This window comes from Geodermatophilus sp. CPCC 205506 (genome assembly GCF_051383635.1).
In the GTDB taxonomy this organism is placed as follows: Bacteria; Actinomycetota; Actinomycetes; order Mycobacteriales; family Geodermatophilaceae; genus Geodermatophilus.
Window position 1 is genome coordinate 59,804 of the sequence record NZ_JALPKP010000028.1, and the last position, 16,915, is coordinate 76,718.

Consider the following 16,915-nt stretch of genomic DNA (forward strand, 5'->3'; position numbering starts at 1 on the left):
ATGCGGTGGGGACGGCGCGGCGCCGCGGTCGCGGTCGCGGACGCCCGGCCGCGGACCGGGATCGAGCTGCGCGACGTCGCCCATGCCTACGGCGACCGGAGCGTGCTGGCCGGGGTGTCGGTGACGCTGACCGAGTCCCGGGTCGGCGTGATCGGGGCCAACGGATCGGGCAAGAGCACCTTCGCCCGGCTGCTCAACGGCCTCGTGCTGCCCTCGGCCGGCACCGTGCTGGTCGACGGCCTGGACACCCGCACCCACGCCCGGCAGGTGCGCCGCCGGGTGGGGTTCGTGTTCCAGGACCCCGACGCGCAGATCGTGCACCCCACCGTGGCCGAGGACGTCGCCTTCGGGCTGACCAACCAGGGCCTGCCCCCGGACGAGATCGCCCGCCGGGTGGACGAGGTGCTGGTCCGCTACGGCCTGGCCGGGCACCGCGACCACCCCGCGCACCTGCTCTCGGGCGGGCAGAAGCAGCTGCTGGCGATCGCCGGGGTGCTGGTCATGCGCCCGCAGCGGATCGTGTTCGACGAGCCGACCACGCTGCTGGACCTGGCCAACACCCGCCGGGTGGCCCGGGTGATCGCCGAACTGGAGCAGGACGTCGTGGTGGTCAGCCACCACCTGGAGCTGCTGGCCGGCTTCGACCGGGTGCTGGTCTTCGAGGACGGCCGGGTGGCCGCCGACGGCGCACCGGCCGAGACGGTGCCCTGGTACCTGGCGAGGATGGGCTGATGCTGTCGCTGTACCTACCGGGCGCCAGCCCGGTGCACCGGGCCCCGGCGGGGGGAAAGCTGGCCGCGCTGGCGGCGCTGGGGATCGGGCTGTTCGCCACCGCCCGGCCGCTCGTGGTGGCCGGGGCACTGGCCGCCGTCCTGCTGGTCGGGCTGGTCGTGGCCCGGCTGCCCGCCGCCGCGCTGGCCGCCCAGGCGCGACCGGTGTGGCTCTGGCTGGCCGGGCTGTTCGTCTTCCACCTGCTGGTCACCGACCCGGTCACCGGCACGGTCGCGGTGCTGCGGCTGCTCACCCTGGTGCTGGCCGCCGCGATCGTGACCGCGACCACCCGGGTGACCGCGCTGGTCGCGGTGGTGGAGTGGCTGGCCCGCCCGCTGCAGCTGGTCGGCGTCCGGCCGGCCCGGGTGGGGCTGGTGGTGGCGATGACCCTGCGGTTCATCCCGCTGGTCGCCGAGCAGGCCGCCCGGATCCGGGAGGCCCAGGCCGCCCGCGGCGCCGACCGCGTCCGGATCGGCATGCTCGTCCCGCTGCTCATCGCGGTGCTCCGGCTGGCGCACACCCTCAGCGAGGCACTGGACGCCCGCGGCGCCGACGACGCCCCCGCCCGCACAGCGCGGCGGACCTCCCTGGGGACGACGTGACCGACGGCGTGCTCGCCGAGATCTGGCTGACCGGGACCGCGGCCGGCCCGATGCGCCGGGTCCCCACGGCCCGACTGCTGGCCGGCCAGGGGCTCGAGGGTGACCGGTACGCGCTGGGCGGCGGCACGTGGGCCGCGTACCCGGACCTGGAGAAGCAGCTGACCCTGATCGACGCCGCCGACGTCGCCGCGGTGGCGGCCGAGGCGGGCGTCGAGCTCACGCCCGGGGACACCCGGCGCAACCTGGTGACCACCGGGATCGACCTGCCGTCGCTGGTGGGCCGCTGGTTCGCGGTGGGCGACGCGCTGCTGTTCGGGATGAAGCGCTGCCCGCCGTGCACCCACCTGGAGCGGCTGACCGGAGCCCGGCTGGTGAAGGCGATGGTGCACCGCGGCGGCATCAACGCGGCGGTGTTCGTCGGCGCGCACATCGCTCCCGGCGTGCCGGTGCGCGCGGTCCCGGAGGAGGAGGCGGCCCGGCGAGGTGCCCCCGTCGGCGCCGACCGCCCCGTGCCGCGGGTCGTCGCCGGCTGAGCACCGCGCCCGGCCGTCCGGCGCCGGCCGGGGCGGGGTGACCCTCCAGGAGGCTCGTGCTCTGCCCACCACCGCGGGCAGAGCACGAGCTCCCGCGCAGGAACCTCCCGCCGGCCCGGCCCGTGGAACAGGTGTGGACACCGTGCGCACGCTGTTGAACCTGGTCTGGCTGGTCTTCCAGGGCTGGATCCTGGCCCTCGCCTACGCGCTGGCGGGCCTGGTCGCGTGTCTGCTGGTGGTGACGATCCCCTTCGGCGTCGCCGCCTTCCGGCTGGCCGGCTTCGTGGTCTGGCCCTTCGGTCGCACGACGGTGCGAGCACCCGGCGCCGGTGCGGCCTCGGCGCTGGGCAACCTGGTGTGGTTCCTCGTGGCCGGGTGGTGGCTGGCCCTGGTCCACGTCGTCAGCGGCGTCGCCTTCTGCCTGACCGTCATCGGCATCCCGTTCGGCATCGCCTCGTTCAAGCTCGCCGCGGTCGGCCTGTTCCCCCTCGGCAAGCTGGTCGTGGAGACCACTCCCCCGCGCGACTGGATGCCGGCGGGGGGCGCCGTGGTGCGGCCGGGCGTCCCGGCCCACTGAGCGGAACCGGCGCAGCCGTCAGCTCACGGGCCCCTCATCGGTCCAGCGGCCGAGGAACTCCTTCTCGTCGGGCGTGAGCCGGCGGGGCCGGTTGATCGAGAAGTCGAACGGCACCAGCAGTGTGCTGCCGGTGACCGCCAGGTGCTCGTGGTCGAAGGCCTCGTAGTGGCAGGTGAACGCGGCGGCCCGGATGGCGGACACCCAGATCTGCACGTCGAGCGGGCGGGGCGAGTAGACGACCGGCCGCTTGTACTGGACGTCGTGCGCGGCGACGACGGTGCCGCGGCGCAGGCCGGTCCGCTCCTCGAGCGACGCCCGCTCGAAGAACAGGTCGACGCGGGCCATCTCGAAGTACTGCAGGAAGATCACGTTGTTGACGTGGCCGTAGGCGTCCATGTCCGACCAGCGCATCGGGACCTGCACCGTGTACCGCACGGCCGACACCCTGCCGCACCGCCGCAGGTGCCGCCCGGGCGGACCGGCGACCGGGCAGCCCCGGAGACGCCGACGGCCGGCCGGAGCGCGAGCTCCGGCCGGCCGTCGGTGGCCCCTCTGCTGAGGGTCCTTCGTCAGTCCCGGGACAGCTTCCGGTAGGTGGCGCGGTGCGGGCGGGCGGCCTCCGGGCCGAGCCGCTCGACCTTGTTCTTCTCGTAGTCGGCGAAGTTGCCCTCGTACCAGAACCACGTCGACTCGCCCTCGTAGGCGAGGATGTGCGTCGCCACGCGGTCGAGGAACCACCGGTCGTGGCTCACGACCACGGCGCAGCCGGGGAACTCCAGCAGCGCGGACTCAAGACTGGTCAGCGTCTCCGTGTCGAGGTCGTTGGTCGGCTCGTCGAGCAGCAGCAGGTTGCCGCCCTGCTTGAGGGTCAAGGCGAGGTTGAGGCGGTTGCGCTCACCACCGGACAGCACGCCGGCCGGCTTCTGCTGGTCCGGGCCCTTGAACCCGAAGGCGGCGACGTAAGCCCGCGAGGGCATCTCCACGTTGCCGACCTGGATGTGGTCCAGGCCGTCGGAGACGACCTCCCACAGCGTCTTCTTCGGGTCGATGCCGGCACGGTTCTGCTCGACGTAGGACAGCTTGACCGTCTCGCCGACCTTGATCTCGCCGTCGTCGGGCTTCTCCTCGCCGACGAGCATCTTGAACAGCGTGGTCTTGCCGACGCCGGTCGGGCCGACGACGCCGACGATGCCGTTGCGCGGCAGGGTGAAGGACAGGTCGTCGATCAGGAGGCGGTCACCGAAGCCCTTGGTCAGGTCCCGGGTCTCGACGACGACGCTGCCCAGCCGCGGACCCGGCGGGATCTGGATCTCCTCGAAGTCCAGCTTGCGGTACTTGTCGGCCTCGGCGGCCATCTCCTCGTAGCGCTGGAGGCGGGCCTTGCTCTTGGCCTGGCGGGCCTTGGCGCCGGAGCGGACCCACTCCAGCTCCTCCCTGAGGCGCTTCGCCCGCTTGGCGTCCTTGGCGCCCTCGACCTTGAGCCGGGCGGCCTTGGTCTCCAGGTAGGTGGAGTAGTTCCCCTCGTAGGGGTAGGCGCGGCCGCGGTCGAGCTCGAGGATCCACTGGGCCACGTTGTCGAGGAAGTACCGGTCGTGGGTGACGGCCACGACGGTGCCGGCGTACTTCTCCAGGTGCTGCTCCAGCCACGCCACGCTCTCGGCGTCGAGGTGGTTGGTGGGCTCGTCGAGCAGCAGCAGGTCCGGCGCCTCGAGCAGCAGCTTGCACAGCGCCACGCGGCGGCGCTCACCACCGGAGAGCACGGTGACGTCGGCGTCGCCCGGCGGGCAGCGCAGCGCGTCCATCGCCTGCTCGATGCGGGCGTCGAGCTCCCAGCCGTCGTGGTTCTCGATGAACTCCATGAGCTCGCCCTGCTCGCCGAGGAGGGCGTCGAAGTCGGCGTCGGGCTCCCCCATCGCCGCGCTGACCTCCTCGAAGCGGGTCAGGGCGTCGCGGAGGGGCTTGACCGCCTCCTCGACGTTGCCGCGCACGTCGAGCTCCTCGTTGAGCGGCGGCTCCTGCAGCAGGATGCCGACCGAGGCGCCCGGCGCCAGGTTCGCGTCCCCGTTGGAGGCGTGCTCCAGACCGGCCATGATCTTGAGGACGGTGGACTTGCCGGCGCCGTTCGGTCCGAGGACGCCGATCTTGGCGCCGGGCAGGAACGACAGGGTGACGTCGTCCAGGATCACCTTGTCGCCGTGCGCCTTGCGCGCACGCACCATCGTGTAGATGTACTGAGCCACTGGGTTTCGCAGGCCTTCCGTCGATTCGCGAGTGGGGGGCGGGCCGGCGGGCTGCCGGCCCGCCCCCGTGCGTTCTCGCCTCCGATCCTCCCAGCCCGGGCGACTAGACGTGCGCGGGCTCCGCGGTGAGGTCCTCGGCGGTCACGTCGTGCAACGCCGAAGGGTCCTCCACGTAGTCCCGCCCGGACACCGGGACCGCGGACAACGCGGGGAAGGCGTCCTCCGCGGTGGCAGCCGACGGCGACAGCGGGCCGTCGGCCGCCGCGTCGGCGGGCTCGCCGGGACGCGCCGACCTGCTCCGCCGGAACTCCGCCGTCCCGCGGGCGAGGTTCGGCCCGACGGCGAACGCGCGGATGCGCGGCGTGCTCCGCCGGCCGTTGTCGCTGTCCCAGCTGTGCGTGGTCAGCGTGCCGTGGACGATCAGCGGGTCGCCCTTGCTGACGCTGCCGGACACGTTGCCGGACAGGTCGTTCCAGCACTCGACGTCGACCCAGAAGGTGCCGGCGTCGACGAACTCCTGCGCCCGGTTGTCGTAGCGGCGGGCGGTGGAGGCCATGCGGAAGTTGGTGACGGTGCCGTTCTCCAGCCGCACGCGGCGGGGCGAGTCGACGACGTTGCCGACGACGGTGACGTGGGTGTCGTTCACGGTGCTCCTCGGGGCTGCTGCGCCGGGGACCGGCGCCACCGGCACGGTGCCGGTGTCCCCCGACCCTGGGCCCGAGCCGGTGGTCGGCCGACCGCTCCGGAGCATCTGTGGACGACGGTGCCGCCTGTGGACGGCGGCGGACCGCCCGCACCGGTGGAGTGGTCTGCTGCCGGGCATGACGTCGCTAGGGACACCGACCGCGCACCGCCCACGCCCGCGCGGTGAGCGAGATGGAGCCGTCGTCGCCGACGGGCAGGCGGGAGCGCAGGGCCTCCCGCAGCGCGGCCCGGTGCTCGTCCGCCAGCGACACGGCGTACGCCGGTGCCGGTCCGGTCCCACCCAGGAACGGCGTCCAGTAGTCGTCGAAGTCGGGGAAGACGGTCGGGACGACGGTCTCCTCGACGGTCACGTCCTCGAGCCCCGCGGCGGCGAAGAGGTCGTGCAGCGGCCCCGGCGCGCAGTCGGGGAACCGCCGCCCCTCGTCGAGATCGGCGGCGGCGGGGTCCAGGTCGGTGGCGGCGTCCCAGAAGTACCGCATCAGCTGCATCTCCCCGGCGTAGTCCCAGACGTAGGCCGCGACCACGCCGCCGGACCGCGCCGCACGCCGCATCTCGGCCAGGGCGAGACGGCGGTCGGAGACGAAGTTGAGCACCAGGCCCGAGACCACCGCGTCGACGGAGCCGTCGGCCACGGGCAGCGCCTGGGCCGTGCCCTGACGGAAGGACGCGCGGCCGTCCCGCACCTGCGCGGCGGCGGAGGCGAGGAAGTCGGCCGAGGGATCGACGCCGACCACCGCCGCCGGCGCGCACGCCGCGAGCACCTCTCCGGTCAGCGCGCCCGTTCCGCACCCGACGTCGAGCCAGGTGCTCCCCCGGGGCACCGACAGCCCGGCGAGGAACGGCCGTGCCACCAGCCGGCTCCACCGCCCGACGTACGCCTCGTAGTGGGCGCCACCCGCCCACGGTGCCCCGGTCGGGGTCACTCCGCCCACGGCACGCCTCCCGACGATCGGCGACGGTGCGCCGCACATGGTCACCCGCTCGGGCGACAGTCACCAGGAGGGCGGTCGCGGGTCGGCGCTGCTGCGGGCCGCGCGGGAGCGCCAGGTGCGATGATCGGCACCCGAGCGCCCGTAGCTCAGCGGATAGAGCAGGTGCCTTCTAAGCACTTGGTCGCAGGTTCGATCCCTGCCGGGCGCGCCCCCGGCCCCTGGCCCGACGACTTGAGCCGTCCTCCAAGTGCGGCACCAGGCGGGGACAAGTCCGTCGAAAGCACCCGCCGTCATGGTTCCTCCCGAACCCGTTGGAGGAGGAACCATGACCCAGCAGATCCACGACCCCCGCTTCGCCCCGCAGCCGCCCGTCCCGCCGGCCGGCGGCTACGGCCAGCCGCCCCTCGCCCAGCCGTCGTTCGGGCCTCCGCCCCTCGGCCAGCCGCCGTTCGGGCCTCCGCCGGGCGGCTTCGGCGGCCCGCCGCCGGCTCCGCGCAAGAGGACCGGCGCGATCATCGGTGGCATCGTCGCCACGCTCGTCGTCCTGGGCGGCCTCGCCCTCGGCGCGGTATTCCTGTTCGGCACGACGACCATCGACACCGCCGAGGCCGAGCGGCAGATCGCCGCAATGACCGAGGAGCAGGTCGGCGTGGCGGCGGCCGACGTCCAGTGCCCCGAGGACGTCGAGGCGGTGGCCGGTGAGAGCTTCTCGTGCACCGCGACGCTCGACGGCCAGCCCGCCACCTTCACCGTCGACCAGACCGACGACGAGGGCAACGTCCAGATCACCGGCGACAACCAGTTCGTGGTCGTGGCCGACGTCGAGGCCTTCCTCGCCCAGGAGATCGGGAACCAGGCCGGCGTCGAGGCCACCGCGAGCTGCGAGACCGAGGGCCGGACCGTCCTGGTCGACGCCGCCGGCACGGCGATCCCCTGCACCGTGACCAACGCGACGGACGCCACCGACGCCGTCGACGTGGCCGCCACGGTGGACGACGCCGGCGACGTCACCTACGAGGTGCTCTGAGCACCTGGCCCCTCCGGGGGCCGGACGACGAGGGCGGTGGCGCCGGGTCAGCCCGGGGCCACCGCCCTCGTCGTCAGCGCTGCGCCGGGGGCACCCAGCCGATGGCCGGCGCCACGTGCGCGACGATCGTCTCCAGCAGGCGTGCGTTGTAGTCCACGCCGAGCATGTTCGGCACCGTGAGCAGGAGAGTGTCGGCCTCCCGCACCGCCGCGTCCTTGGCCAGCTCCTCGGCGAGCTGGTCGGGCTCCCCGACGTAGCTCTTCCCGAACCGCGCGCGGACGCCCTCGAGCAGGCCGACCTGGTCCTCCCCGGAGCGCTCGCCGAAGTACTGCCGGTCGAGGTCGGTGACGAGAGGCATGACACTGCGGCTCACCGACACCCGCGGCTCCCGGTCCCACCCCGCCTCCGTCCACGCGGACCGGTAGCGGGCGATCTGCTCGGCCTGCAGCTCGTCGAAGGGCACGCCGGTGTCCTCGACCAGCAGCGTCGAGCTCATTAGGTTCAGCCCCTGGCGCGCCGTCCACTCGGCCGTGGCCCGGGTGCCCGAGCCCCACCAGATCCGGTCGGCCAGCCCGGGCGACTGCGGCTGGATCGCCAGCCGGCCCTGCGCGCCACCGGTCATGGCGGGATCGGCGTCCACGACCGGCTGGCCGGCGATCGCGGCGAGGAACAGCGCCGTCTTCTGCCGGGCGAAGTCGGCGTCGGTCTTCCCCTCCGGCGGCACGAACCCGAACGCCTCCGAGCCGCGCAGCGCCGTCTCGGGTGACCCGCGGCTGATCCCCAGCTGCAGCCGGCCGTCGCTGAGCAGATCGGTCGCGGCCGCCTCCTCCGCCATGTACAGCGGGTTCTCGTACCGCATGTCGATGACGCCCGTGCCGATCTCGATGCGACCGGTGCGAGCGGCGATCGCAGCCAGCAGCGGGAACGGCGAGGCCAGTTGGCGGGCGTAGTGGTGCACCCGCACGAACGCGCCGTCGACGCCCAGTTCCTCGGCCGCGACGGCCAGCTCGACGCTCTGCACCAGCGCGTCCCGCCCGGTCCGCACCTGCGAGCCGGGGATCGGCTGCCAGTTTCCGAAGGACAGGAACCCGATCCGCTTGCCGTGGTCCATCCCGGCTCCTCTCTCCGTCACGGAGCCAAACCCCCGGGGCCACCCACCGGATTCCCGGAACAGCAAGAGCGGAACGGGTCCGTTCCCCCGAACTGGGGATGCGACGTGACCCGGCCGGGGGTGCCGGACGCCGCCCCCGCGCAGGCAGGGTCTGAGCACCGGCCGACCTCCGTGTCGGCCGGACCGCCAGCACACGGGGTAGCGCCGACGCCGCCGTGATCCGCCACAGCCCCGGGCGCAGGTCCGGCGGCCGAGCGCGGCCCCAGCAGTACCGATCCCAGGGGAGCCCACCCGTGAAGTCCTCGCGCATGACCGTAGCCGCCACCATCGGCACCGTCGGCGTCCTGCTCTCCCCCACGGTCGCGCTCGCCGACGAGGGGGACTCGGGCGCCACCTACCGGTCCTCGGCCTCGACCCCCGACGCGGCCGACGTCCGGTCGCTGGTCGAGGACATCCGCGCCGAGGAGTCCGAACGCCGCGAGCGGGCGGCCGCCGACGACGACCGCGCGTGGACCCGCGACGGGAACGACGAGAACTCCGGGAACTCCGACGGCGGCAGCTCCCGCGACCCCGACGACGACTCCGCGGACGAGGGCTCCGGCAACGAGGGCTCCGGCGATCAGGACGATGCCTGGGAGCGTGAGCAGCGGGAACGGCAGCGCGAGCGCGGGAGCCAGGAGTGGCAGGAGCGGCAGGACCGCCGGGGACGCGGCGAGGCCGGCATCGACCTCGCCGCCTGGGCCGAGGACGGCACCGTCACGCTGCGCTGGACCGTCCACCGCAACGGCCAGGACGTCGACGGCGTCCTGCTCGGCCGGGACGACCCCGACTCGTCGGGCTCGGGCGCCCGCACGACGACCGTGCGCGACCTCTCCGGCACCCTCGAGGTCCGGCGGCTGCAGGAGGGCGAGACGTACACGTTCTTCGCGGCGCCGATCGTCGACGGGGAGATCGGGGATGCGGTGACCGTGGAGGTGACCGTCGACGACGACGGCCACCGCGCGCCGTGGGGCCGGGACCACGACGACGACGAGGACGAGGAGCCCACCACCCCGACCACGCCCACCACCCCGACCACGCCCACCACCCCGACCACACCCACCACCCCGACCACACCCACCACCCCGACCACACCCACCACCCCGACGACACCCACGGACCCGACCACGCCCACGACGCCCACCACCCCGACCACACCCACGACACCGACGACACCGACGACTCCGCCGGTGGACCCGGGCGCCGAGTGGCAACTCGTCCTGGACCAGCAGTTCACGAACCCGGCGGCGATCGGCCAGTTCACCGACGTCTACCCCGGCTACGGCGGCTACGACGGCTTCACCGACACCTCGGGGAACGGCCGCTACGACACCGAGACGACGACCTCCGTCGCCAACGGCATCGTCGACGTCTGGGTGCACACCATCGGGGGGCAGGCGACCACCGCCGCCATCACCCCGGTCATCAACGGCAGCAGCGTCGAGGGCCAGCTCTACGGGCGGTACGAGGTCCGTTTCCGGTCCGACACCGTCCCGGGCTACAAGATGGCCTGGCTGCTGTGGCCGGCCTCCGACGACTGGAACGAGGGGGAGATCGACTTCCCCGAGGGCAGCCTCGGCCAGGAGATCGCCGCCTTCTCGCACGACGTCACCGGCAACCCGGCGCGCAACGCCTTCGCCGTCGACACCGGGACGACGATGCAGGACTGGCACACCGCGGCCATCGAGTGGCGGCCCGGCAGCGTGACCTTCGTGCTCGACGGGCAGCCCTTCACGACGAACGACCCGACCGCGATCCCCACCACACCGATGCGCTGGGTCCTGCAGACGGAGACCGAGCTCTCCGGCCCGGCTCCCTCGGCCACCGCGCAGGGCCACGTCCAGATCGACTACGTCCGGGCCTGGACGCTCGGCTGACCGACCTGGCACCCGGGACGGCCCCGCCCGCGAGGGCGGGGTCATCCATCCCGCCCCAGCCGCCCCGCCGGCCCCGCTGACGAGCACTTCGTCACGGAGTGTGTCCGGTTGACCACGACTCACCGCGGGCAGGTTCCGTCACTTGGCGGCATCGGTCCCTCACCCTGTCAGGGTGAACCTGAGTGCCCCCGACGTACCGCGGCCCCGGGCGGGGAGCCCTGGCGCCGCCGCCGGCTCGCGGCTCCGGGCCATCGACACGCTGCTGGCCGACCGCGGCCAGCTCTTCCGCGCCCTCTTCCTCGCCGCGCCGATCCCCAAGGCCCTCGTCGACCTCGACGGGCACCTCCTCGTGGTCAACGAGGCCCTCTGCACCCTCACCGGCCGGCCGGCGGAGGACATGGTCGGCCGGCACGTCGACCTGCTGGCCCACCCCGACGAGGCGCCGGTCCCTGACGTGGCCCCGACCGCCGAGCAGCCGCTGGACCCCTGGCTGCGGGTGGACGGCGAGCGCCGGCTGCGCCGCGCCGACGGCAGCGAGCTGTGGGCCACCCAGTCGCACGAGGTCATCCACACCAGCACCGGGACGCCGCAGTTCGTCGTCCTGTCGCTGGTGGACGTCACCGATCGGAGGCGCGCGGAGGAGGACCTCGTCCGCCGGGCGTTCACCGACCCGCTCACCGGCCTGCCCAACCGGCGGGCCCTGGGCGAGCGGCTCAACCACGCGCTCGCCCTCTCCCGCCGCCGCGGGCTGCAGGTCGGCCTGGTGCACCTGGACCTCGACCGGTTCCAGGCGGTCAACGACGTCCTCGGCCACGAGGCCGGCGACCAGCTGCTCATCCAGGTCGCCGACCGGCTGCGCTGGAGCACCCGCGTGGAGGACACCGCCGTGCGGCTGGGCTCCGACGAGTTCCTCATCCTCGCTGAGGACGTCGAGGACCTGGAGGGGCTCCGGGCGCTGGCCGACCGGCTCCTGTCGGTCCTGGACGACCCGTTCCTCATCGGTGACCGCGAGATCGTGCTGTCGGCCAGCGTCGGCCTCACCCTGGGCAACGACGTCGCCCCCGACGACCTGCTCCGCCAGGCCCACATCGCGCTGACCCGCGCCCAGGCCGACGGCAGCCGGGCCCGGATCGAGGTGCACGACGGCGTGCTCAGCGACAGCGAGGTCGACCAGTTGCAGCTGGAGGCCGACCTCCGGCACGCGCTGGAGTCCGACGAGCTGCGGCTGTTCTACCAGCCGATCGTGGCGCTCTCGGACGAGACGCTGCTCGGCTACGAGGCGCTGATCCGCTGGCAGCACCCCACCCGCGGGCTGCTGCCGCCCGGCGCCTTCCTGGCCGCCGCCGAGGACAACCGGCTCACCTCGCGGCTGGGGGCCTGGGTGCTGCGGCAGGCCTGCTTCGACGCGGCCGGCTGGCCCGCGGGGCTGCGGGTCCACGTCAACATCTCCGCCCGCCACCTGGCCGAGCCCGGGTTCGCCGAGCTGGTGACCGACGCCCTGGCCGAGTCGGGCCTGCCGCCGGAGCGGCTGGAGCTGGAGATCACCGAGTCGACGGCGCTGTTCGCGGCCGAGGCGACGCTGCAGGCGGTGTCCGAGGTGACCGACGCCGGCGTGACCCTCGCACTCGACGACTTCGGCACCGGCTACTCGGCGATCACCGCGCTGCACCGGCTGCCCATCCACACCGTGAAGATCGACCGCTCGTTCGTCGCCGACGTCGTCACCGAGCCCTCGACCGCGGCGCTCGTGCAGGGTCTGGTGCAGCTCGGCCTCGGCATGGGCCTGCAGGTGATCGCGGAAGGCATCGAGGACCTCGAGCAGGCGCAGTGGCTGCGCGACCACGGCTGCGTGATGGCGCAGGGCTACGCCTTCGGCCGGCCCGCGCCGCTGCCCAGCCACGAGCCGACGACCGAGGACGTCGAGCTGGCCGGGACCCTCCCGCCCGGGACGGTCACCGTCGAGGACGTCCTGGCCGCCGAGCAGCCGCCCGCCGGCGCCCCGGCCGAGCCGCTGCCCTCCGACCCGGCGCCCGACCAGGACTGAGCACGACCGAGGCGCGGTGCCGTGAGGGACGACACAGGGCGGCTGACCTGTGCGGCGGCGACGATGGGGGCGTGCGAACCGACGTCGCGGCGACCCTGACGATCTCCTCCCCCGCCCCGGCGACGGCGTTGCTCCAGGTGGCGGTGGCGGCGCCCCTGGAAGAGCAGCTCACCGTCCTCTGCGACGGCCGGCCGCTGGAGGTGCGGGAGCTTGCCGTCGGCGAGGCCCGCGTGCACCGGGTCGAGCTCGGCGCGGGGACGACGACGGTGGCCTACACCGCCGCGACCGACCGCGACGGCCCCCCGCGTGCGGTCACCCCGGCCGCCTGGGCCGAGGCGCTGCGCCCGAGCCGCTACTGCCCGTCCGACCAGCTCGAGGGGTTCGCCTCGACCGAGTTCGACGGCACCCTGCCGCGCGCCGAGCTGGTCGAGACCGTCGCGACCTGGGTGCACGACCGGCTGGTCTACACCTCCGGCGCCAGCCGCCCGGTCGACACCGCCGTCGACACCCTGCTGGCCGGCCGTGGCGTCTGCCGCGACTACGCGCACCTGACGGTCACCCTGCTGCGCGCCCTGGAGGTGCCGGCCCGGCTGGTCGCGGTCTACGCCCCGGGACTGGACCCGATGGACTTCCACGCCGTCGTCGAGGCCGACGTCGACGGCACGTGGTGCGTCGTGGACGCGACACGCCTGGCGCCGGTGCGCTCGCTGGTCCGCATCTGCTCCGGCCGGGACGCCGCCGACGTCGCGTTCCTCACCACGCTGGGCGGCGTCGCCCGCTTCGAGTCGATGACGGTCACGGCCACCGTCGACGGCCGGCTGCCCGAGCCCGGGACGGCACCCCACCCCCTGCCCTGACGAAGTGCCCCCTGCCCCCCGACCGACCGCGGCGGGACCCGGCAGGATGGGCGCGTGCGGACGACGGACAGCAGAGAGGTCTACCGCAACCCGTGGATCCGGGTGCGGGAGGACCAGGTGGAGCTCGTCGACGGGTCGGCCGGCGTCTACGGCGTCATCGAGAAGCCGCACTTCGCGCTGGTGCTGCCGTACGAGCGGGACGGCTTCTGGCTGGTCGAGCAGTACCGCCACCCGGTCGCCCGGCGCACGTGGGAGTTCCCGCAGGGCACCTGGACGCCCGGCTCCGAGGGCAGCCCCGAGGACCTGGCCCGCGCGGAGCTGGCCGAGGAGACCGGACTGCGGGCCGGCGCGCTGCGGCACCTGGGCCACCTCGACCTCGCGCCGGGCCAGAGCACCCAGGAGTTCGACGTCTGGGTGGCCACCGACCTGGTGCCCGGCCCGGTCGCGCGCGAGGCCACCGAGGCCGACATGCGCTCGGAGTTCGTGCCCGAGGCGGAGCTGCGGGCGATGGTCCGCGACGGCCGGTTCACCGACGGGCCGAGCCTGGCCGGCTACAGCCTGCTGCTCCTCGACCGCCTCTGACAGGCCATCGTGGCCACGATGGCCCCTCGGGTCAGCCGCGCCAGGTCTCCAGCAGGCGCAGCCAGATCTCGCTCATCGTCGGATAGGCCGGCACCGCGTGCCACAGCCGGGCGATCGGCACCTCACCCGCGACCGCGACGGTCGCCCCGTGCAGCAGTTCGGCCACCCCGGGCCCCACGAAGGTGACGCCGAGCAGCACCTCGCGCTCCGTGTCGACGACCGCGACCGCCGTCCCGGTGTAGCCGTCGGCGTGCAGCGACGCCCCGGCGACGTTGCCCAGGGGGTACTCGACGACCCGGTGCGGCACGCCCGCCTCGGCCGCCCGCGCGCGGGTCAGCCCGACGCTGGCCACCTGTGGATCGGTGAAGACCACCGACGGCGTCGCCAGCCGGTCGGCGGTGGCCGCGGTCGGCGACCAGTCCGCCGTCGACACCCGCTCGCCGCGGGCGCGGGCCACGATCGCCGCCCCGGCCTGGCGGGCCTGGTACTTGCCCATGTGGGTCAGCTGCCGCCGGCCGTTGACGTCGCCGATGCCGTAGAGCCACGGCACGCCGCGCACCTGCAGCGAGTCGTCGACGTCGAGGTACTCGCCCGGCTCCAGCCCGACGGTGTCCAACCCGGCGTCCCGCGTCCGCGCCCGGCGGCCGACGGCGACCAGCACCTCGTCGCCGCGCAGCTCGCCGTTCGTGCACCGCAGCACCAGCTCGTCGCCGTCCCGGCGGGCGGCGGTGACGTCGGTGCCGAGCCGGACGTCGACGCCACGCTCGCGCAGCGCGGCGGTGACCGCGTCCCCGGCCTCGGGCTCCATGTCGTCCAGCAGCCGGTCGCCGCGCTGCAGCAGGGTGACCTGCGACCCCAGCGCCTGCCAGGCCATGGCCATCTCGCACCCGACGTAGCCACCGCCGACGACGAGCAGCCGGCCGGGCGCCTCCTTGGCGCTGGTCGCCTCCCGCGGGGTCCACGGCGCGACGTCGGCCAGGCCGTCCACCGGCGGCACGGCCGCCTCCGACCCGGTGCAGACGGCGACCGCGTGCCGGGCGGTCAGCCGGGTCCTCGTCCCGCCGTCCCCGGTGACGACGACGGTGCGCTCGCCGTCCAGGCGCCCGGTGCCGCGGAACAGGGCGATGCCGGAGCGGTCGACCCACTGCGCCTGCGACGAGTCGTCCCAGTGGTGGGTGAAGGAGTCGCGGCGGGCGAGGGTGGCGGCGACGTCCTGCTCGCCGGTCACCGCCTGCCGCGCGCCGTCCACCGCGCGGGCCGCGGCGAGCGCCTCGGTGCCGCGCAGCAACGCCTTGCTCGGCATGCAGGCCCAGTAGGAGCACTCCCCGCCGACCAGCTCGGCCTCGACGAGGGCGGCGGTCAGCCCACCCCGGACGACGATGTCGGCGACGTTCTCCCCGGTCGACCCGGCCCCGAGGACGACGACGTCATAGGTGTTCTCCACCTGAGGGATCCTGTCGGTGTGGTCCACTCGCCGCCATGCCGGTCGACGCCGCCACGTTCACCGAGGCCCTCCGCCAGTACGCCGCGGGGGTCTGCCTGCTGACGGTGCAGGACGACATCGACGACGTCGGCACCACCGTCTCCTCGGTGATGAGCGTGTCGGCGCGGCCCCCGCTGGTGGCCGTCGGGCTGACCGCGGGCGGCTATCCGGCGGAGGTGCTCGAGGCGGTCGGCCGGTGCGCGCTGACCGTGCTGGCCGCCGAGCACGCCATCGTCGCCAGCCGGTTCTCCTCGGCGGGGCGACCGAGCGCCCGCCACCTGCTGGAGTCGGTGTCCTGGCGGCGCGCGGCCGGGAGCGGGGCGATCGTCCTCGACGGCGGACTGGCGGCGCTGGACTGCCGGGTGGAGCGGCTCATCGAGGCCGGGGACCACGTGCTCGCCCTGCTCGAGGTGGTCGACGTGCCGGTGCTGACCGGGGCCGGCGACCCGCTGGTGCGGCTGCGGGGGCGCTACGTCGACGGCTCCGGAGCGCCCGCGGGCCGCGGGTGAGCGGGGACTGTCACATTCCGCGCCCCGGCGGTGCTGAAGGGGCATGGAGCTCGTTCGGCCGGCAGGACCGGCACCGGCCGGCGGACTGGCGGTGACCGGTCGCGGCCGGCGCCGGGTCCGGGGGGAGGACGGCGGAGCGGTGGCGACTCGAGCGGTCGGCGGAGCCGCGCGGGCCGACCTCGGTGAGGTCTTCCGCCGCGACTACCAGCGGGTCGTCGGGGTCGCCGCCCGGGTCCTCGGCTCGCGGGACCAGGCGGAGGACGTCGCCCAGGAGGTGTTCCTGTCCTTCGCCCGCTCGTCGGTGCCCTCCGGCGAGGCCGGCCCGTGGCTGTCGGTCGCCGCGGCCCACACCGCCCTGAACCTGATCCGCTCGGGTCGCCGCCGCACGTCGCGGGAGGAGTCCGCCGCCGCCACCGAGGCCGCCGTCGTGCCCGACGTGGCCGAGGCGGTCCTGGCGCTCGAGGACCGCAGCCGCGTGCGGGCGGCGCTCGCCCGGCTGCCCCGCAAGCAGGCCGTGGCCCTCGTGCTGCGGCACAGCGGCCGGAGCTACGCCGAGGTCGCCGCGGCGCTCGACATGTCCCCCGGCAGCGTCGGCACCACCGTGCGGCGCGCCGAGTCCGCCCTTCGCGAGGAGTTGAACCGTCATGCGTCATCCGACTGAGGGCGTGCTGCGCCGGCTGGTCGACGAGCCGGCCGGCGTGACCGACGACGACCGCGCCCACGTCGCCGGCTGCCCGACCTGCCTGCGTGCACTGGAGACCGCCCGCGCCGATGCGCAGCTCGTCGGCTCGGCGCTCGCGCCGTCCGCCGCCGGGACCGTCGACACCGACGCGGCCTGGGCCCGGTTCACGGCCGCCGCGGCGACGGCTGCTCCCGGACGCCGGCCGGCGGCGGCCGCCGCGCGCGGCCGGTGGTGGACGACGGTGCGGCGGGCCGCGGTCGCCACGGTCGCCGCGGGGGTCCTGGTGGGGGGCGCCGGGGTCGCAGCGGCCCACGACAGGCTGGCGATCTTCCCGGCCCGGCGCG

17 protein-coding genes, 1 tRNA gene and 1 pseudogene are annotated in these 16,915 nt (G+C 74.6%); 13 read left to right on the forward strand and 6 right to left on the reverse strand.

Annotation, left to right across the window (positions count from 1 at the left end; all coding sequences use genetic code 11):
- The 4 genes from MY520_RS16725 (at window position 1) to MY520_RS16740 (ending at window position 2,483) form a co-directional block, all read left to right on the forward strand.
- The gene (locus MY520_RS16725; protein WP_436693679.1) at window positions 1-732 is read left to right on the forward strand and encodes an energy-coupling factor ABC transporter ATP-binding protein; all 732 of its coding nucleotides are present in this window, start codon (window positions 1-3) and stop codon (window positions 730-732) included.
- The gene (locus MY520_RS16730; RefSeq protein ID WP_436693681.1) at window positions 732-1,373 is read left to right on the forward strand and encodes an energy-coupling factor transporter transmembrane component T; all 642 of its coding nucleotides are present in this window, start codon (window positions 732-734) and stop codon (window positions 1,371-1,373) included. The genes MY520_RS16725 and MY520_RS16730 overlap by 1 nt, the downstream gene beginning before the upstream one ends.
- Window positions 1,370-1,906 carry an MOSC domain-containing protein gene (locus tag MY520_RS16735; RefSeq protein ID WP_436693682.1) on the forward strand — a complete coding sequence of 179 codons (537 nt, stop codon included), beginning with the start codon at window positions 1,370-1,372 and terminating at the stop codon, window positions 1,904-1,906. The genes MY520_RS16730 and MY520_RS16735 overlap by 4 nt, the downstream gene beginning before the upstream one ends.
- Window positions 1,907-2,048: 142 nt before the next feature.
- On the forward strand, window positions 2,049-2,483 hold the full coding sequence (locus MY520_RS16740) for a YccF domain-containing protein (protein WP_436693684.1): 435 nt from the start codon (window positions 2,049-2,051) through the stop codon (window positions 2,481-2,483).
- Between the two features lie 18 nt (window positions 2,484-2,501).
- Here the strand turns inward: MY520_RS16740 and MY520_RS16745 are convergent, their stop codons facing one another.
- The 4 genes from MY520_RS16745 to MY520_RS16760 form a co-directional block, all read right to left on the reverse strand.
- Window positions 2,502-2,918 (reverse strand): acyl-CoA thioesterase, encoded by a 417-nt coding sequence (locus tag MY520_RS16745; protein ID WP_436693686.1) that lies wholly within the window; start codon window positions 2,916-2,918, stop codon window positions 2,502-2,504.
- A 134-nt stretch (window positions 2,919-3,052) separates the two neighbouring features.
- On the reverse strand, window positions 3,053-4,723 hold the full coding sequence (gene ettA, locus MY520_RS16750) for an energy-dependent translational throttle protein EttA (RefSeq protein ID WP_436693688.1): 1,671 nt from the start codon (window positions 4,721-4,723) through the stop codon (window positions 3,053-3,055).
- Window positions 4,724-4,826: 103 nt separating this feature from the next.
- Window positions 4,827-5,369: a single-stranded DNA-binding protein gene (locus tag MY520_RS16755; protein ID WP_436693690.1), complete on the reverse strand. Its 543-nt coding sequence runs from the start codon at window positions 5,367-5,369 to the stop codon at window positions 4,827-4,829.
- A gap of 184 nt (window positions 5,370-5,553) precedes the next feature.
- Entirely contained in the window at window positions 5,554-6,360 is an 807-nt protein-coding gene (locus MY520_RS16760) for a class I SAM-dependent methyltransferase (protein WP_436693691.1), read from the reverse strand.
- Window positions 6,361-6,495: 135 nt separating this feature from the next.
- On the opposite strand from MY520_RS16760, the gene MY520_RS16765 reads away from it, so the two are divergent.
- Together MY520_RS16765 and MY520_RS16770 are read left to right on the forward strand one after the other, a co-directional pair.
- Window positions 6,496-6,568 (forward strand) — tRNA-Arg (locus MY520_RS16765).
- Window positions 6,569-6,685: 117 nt separating this feature from the next.
- On the forward strand, window positions 6,686-7,387 hold the full coding sequence (locus MY520_RS16770; RefSeq protein WP_436693692.1) for a DUF4333 domain-containing protein: 702 nt from the start codon (window positions 6,686-6,688) through the stop codon (window positions 7,385-7,387).
- A 73-nt stretch (window positions 7,388-7,460) separates the two neighbouring features.
- On the opposite strand, the gene MY520_RS16775 is transcribed toward MY520_RS16770, so the two are convergent.
- Window positions 7,461-8,498 carry an LLM class flavin-dependent oxidoreductase gene (locus MY520_RS16775; RefSeq protein WP_436693693.1) on the reverse strand — a complete coding sequence of 346 codons (1,038 nt, stop codon included), beginning with the start codon at window positions 8,496-8,498 and terminating at the stop codon, window positions 7,461-7,463.
- A 308-nt stretch (window positions 8,499-8,806) separates the two neighbouring features.
- On the opposite strand from MY520_RS16775, the gene MY520_RS16780 reads away from it, so the two are divergent.
- The 4 genes from MY520_RS16780 (at window position 8,807) to MY520_RS16795 (ending at window position 13,897) form a co-directional block, all read left to right on the forward strand.
- On the forward strand, window positions 8,807-10,414 hold the full coding sequence (locus tag MY520_RS16780; RefSeq protein WP_436693694.1) for a glycoside hydrolase family 16 protein: 1,608 nt from the start codon (window positions 8,807-8,809) through the stop codon (window positions 10,412-10,414).
- A 172-nt stretch (window positions 10,415-10,586) separates the two neighbouring features.
- Window positions 10,587-12,458, forward strand: coding sequence for a putative bifunctional diguanylate cyclase/phosphodiesterase (locus MY520_RS16785; RefSeq protein ID WP_436693695.1), 1,872 nt, complete (start codon window positions 10,587-10,589; stop codon window positions 12,456-12,458).
- Between the two features lie 71 nt (window positions 12,459-12,529).
- Window positions 12,530-13,315 (forward strand): transglutaminase-like domain-containing protein, encoded by a 786-nt coding sequence (locus MY520_RS16790; RefSeq protein WP_436693696.1) that lies wholly within the window; start codon window positions 12,530-12,532, stop codon window positions 13,313-13,315.
- Window positions 13,316-13,369: 54 nt separating this feature from the next.
- The gene (locus tag MY520_RS16795) at window positions 13,370-13,897 is read left to right on the forward strand and encodes an NUDIX domain-containing protein (protein WP_436693697.1); all 528 of its coding nucleotides are present in this window, start codon (window positions 13,370-13,372) and stop codon (window positions 13,895-13,897) included.
- 31 nt (window positions 13,898-13,928) lie between these two features.
- Here the strand turns inward: MY520_RS16795 and MY520_RS16800 are convergent, their stop codons facing one another.
- Window positions 13,929-15,341 carry a dihydrolipoyl dehydrogenase family protein gene (locus MY520_RS16800; RefSeq protein WP_436693698.1) on the reverse strand — a complete coding sequence of 471 codons (1,413 nt, stop codon included), beginning with the start codon at window positions 15,339-15,341 and terminating at the stop codon, window positions 13,929-13,931.
- 35 nt (window positions 15,342-15,376) lie between these two features.
- On the opposite strand from MY520_RS16800, the gene MY520_RS16805 reads away from it, so the two are divergent.
- The 3 genes and pseudogenes from MY520_RS16805 to MY520_RS16815 all read left to right on the forward strand — a co-directional run.
- A complete protein-coding gene (locus tag MY520_RS16805; RefSeq protein WP_436693699.1) occupies window positions 15,377-15,889 on the forward strand; it encodes a flavin reductase family protein in 513 nt (170 codons plus the stop codon).
- Window positions 15,890-16,028: 139 nt separating this feature from the next.
- Window positions 16,029-16,550 carry a sigma-70 family RNA polymerase sigma factor gene (locus MY520_RS16810; protein WP_436693700.1) on the forward strand — a complete coding sequence of 174 codons (522 nt, stop codon included), beginning with the start codon at window positions 16,029-16,031 and terminating at the stop codon, window positions 16,548-16,550.
- A pseudogene (locus MY520_RS16815) lies at window positions 16,534-16,915 on the forward strand (hypothetical protein); the annotation flags it as partial. The gene MY520_RS16810 and the pseudogene MY520_RS16815, both read left to right, overlap by 17 nt.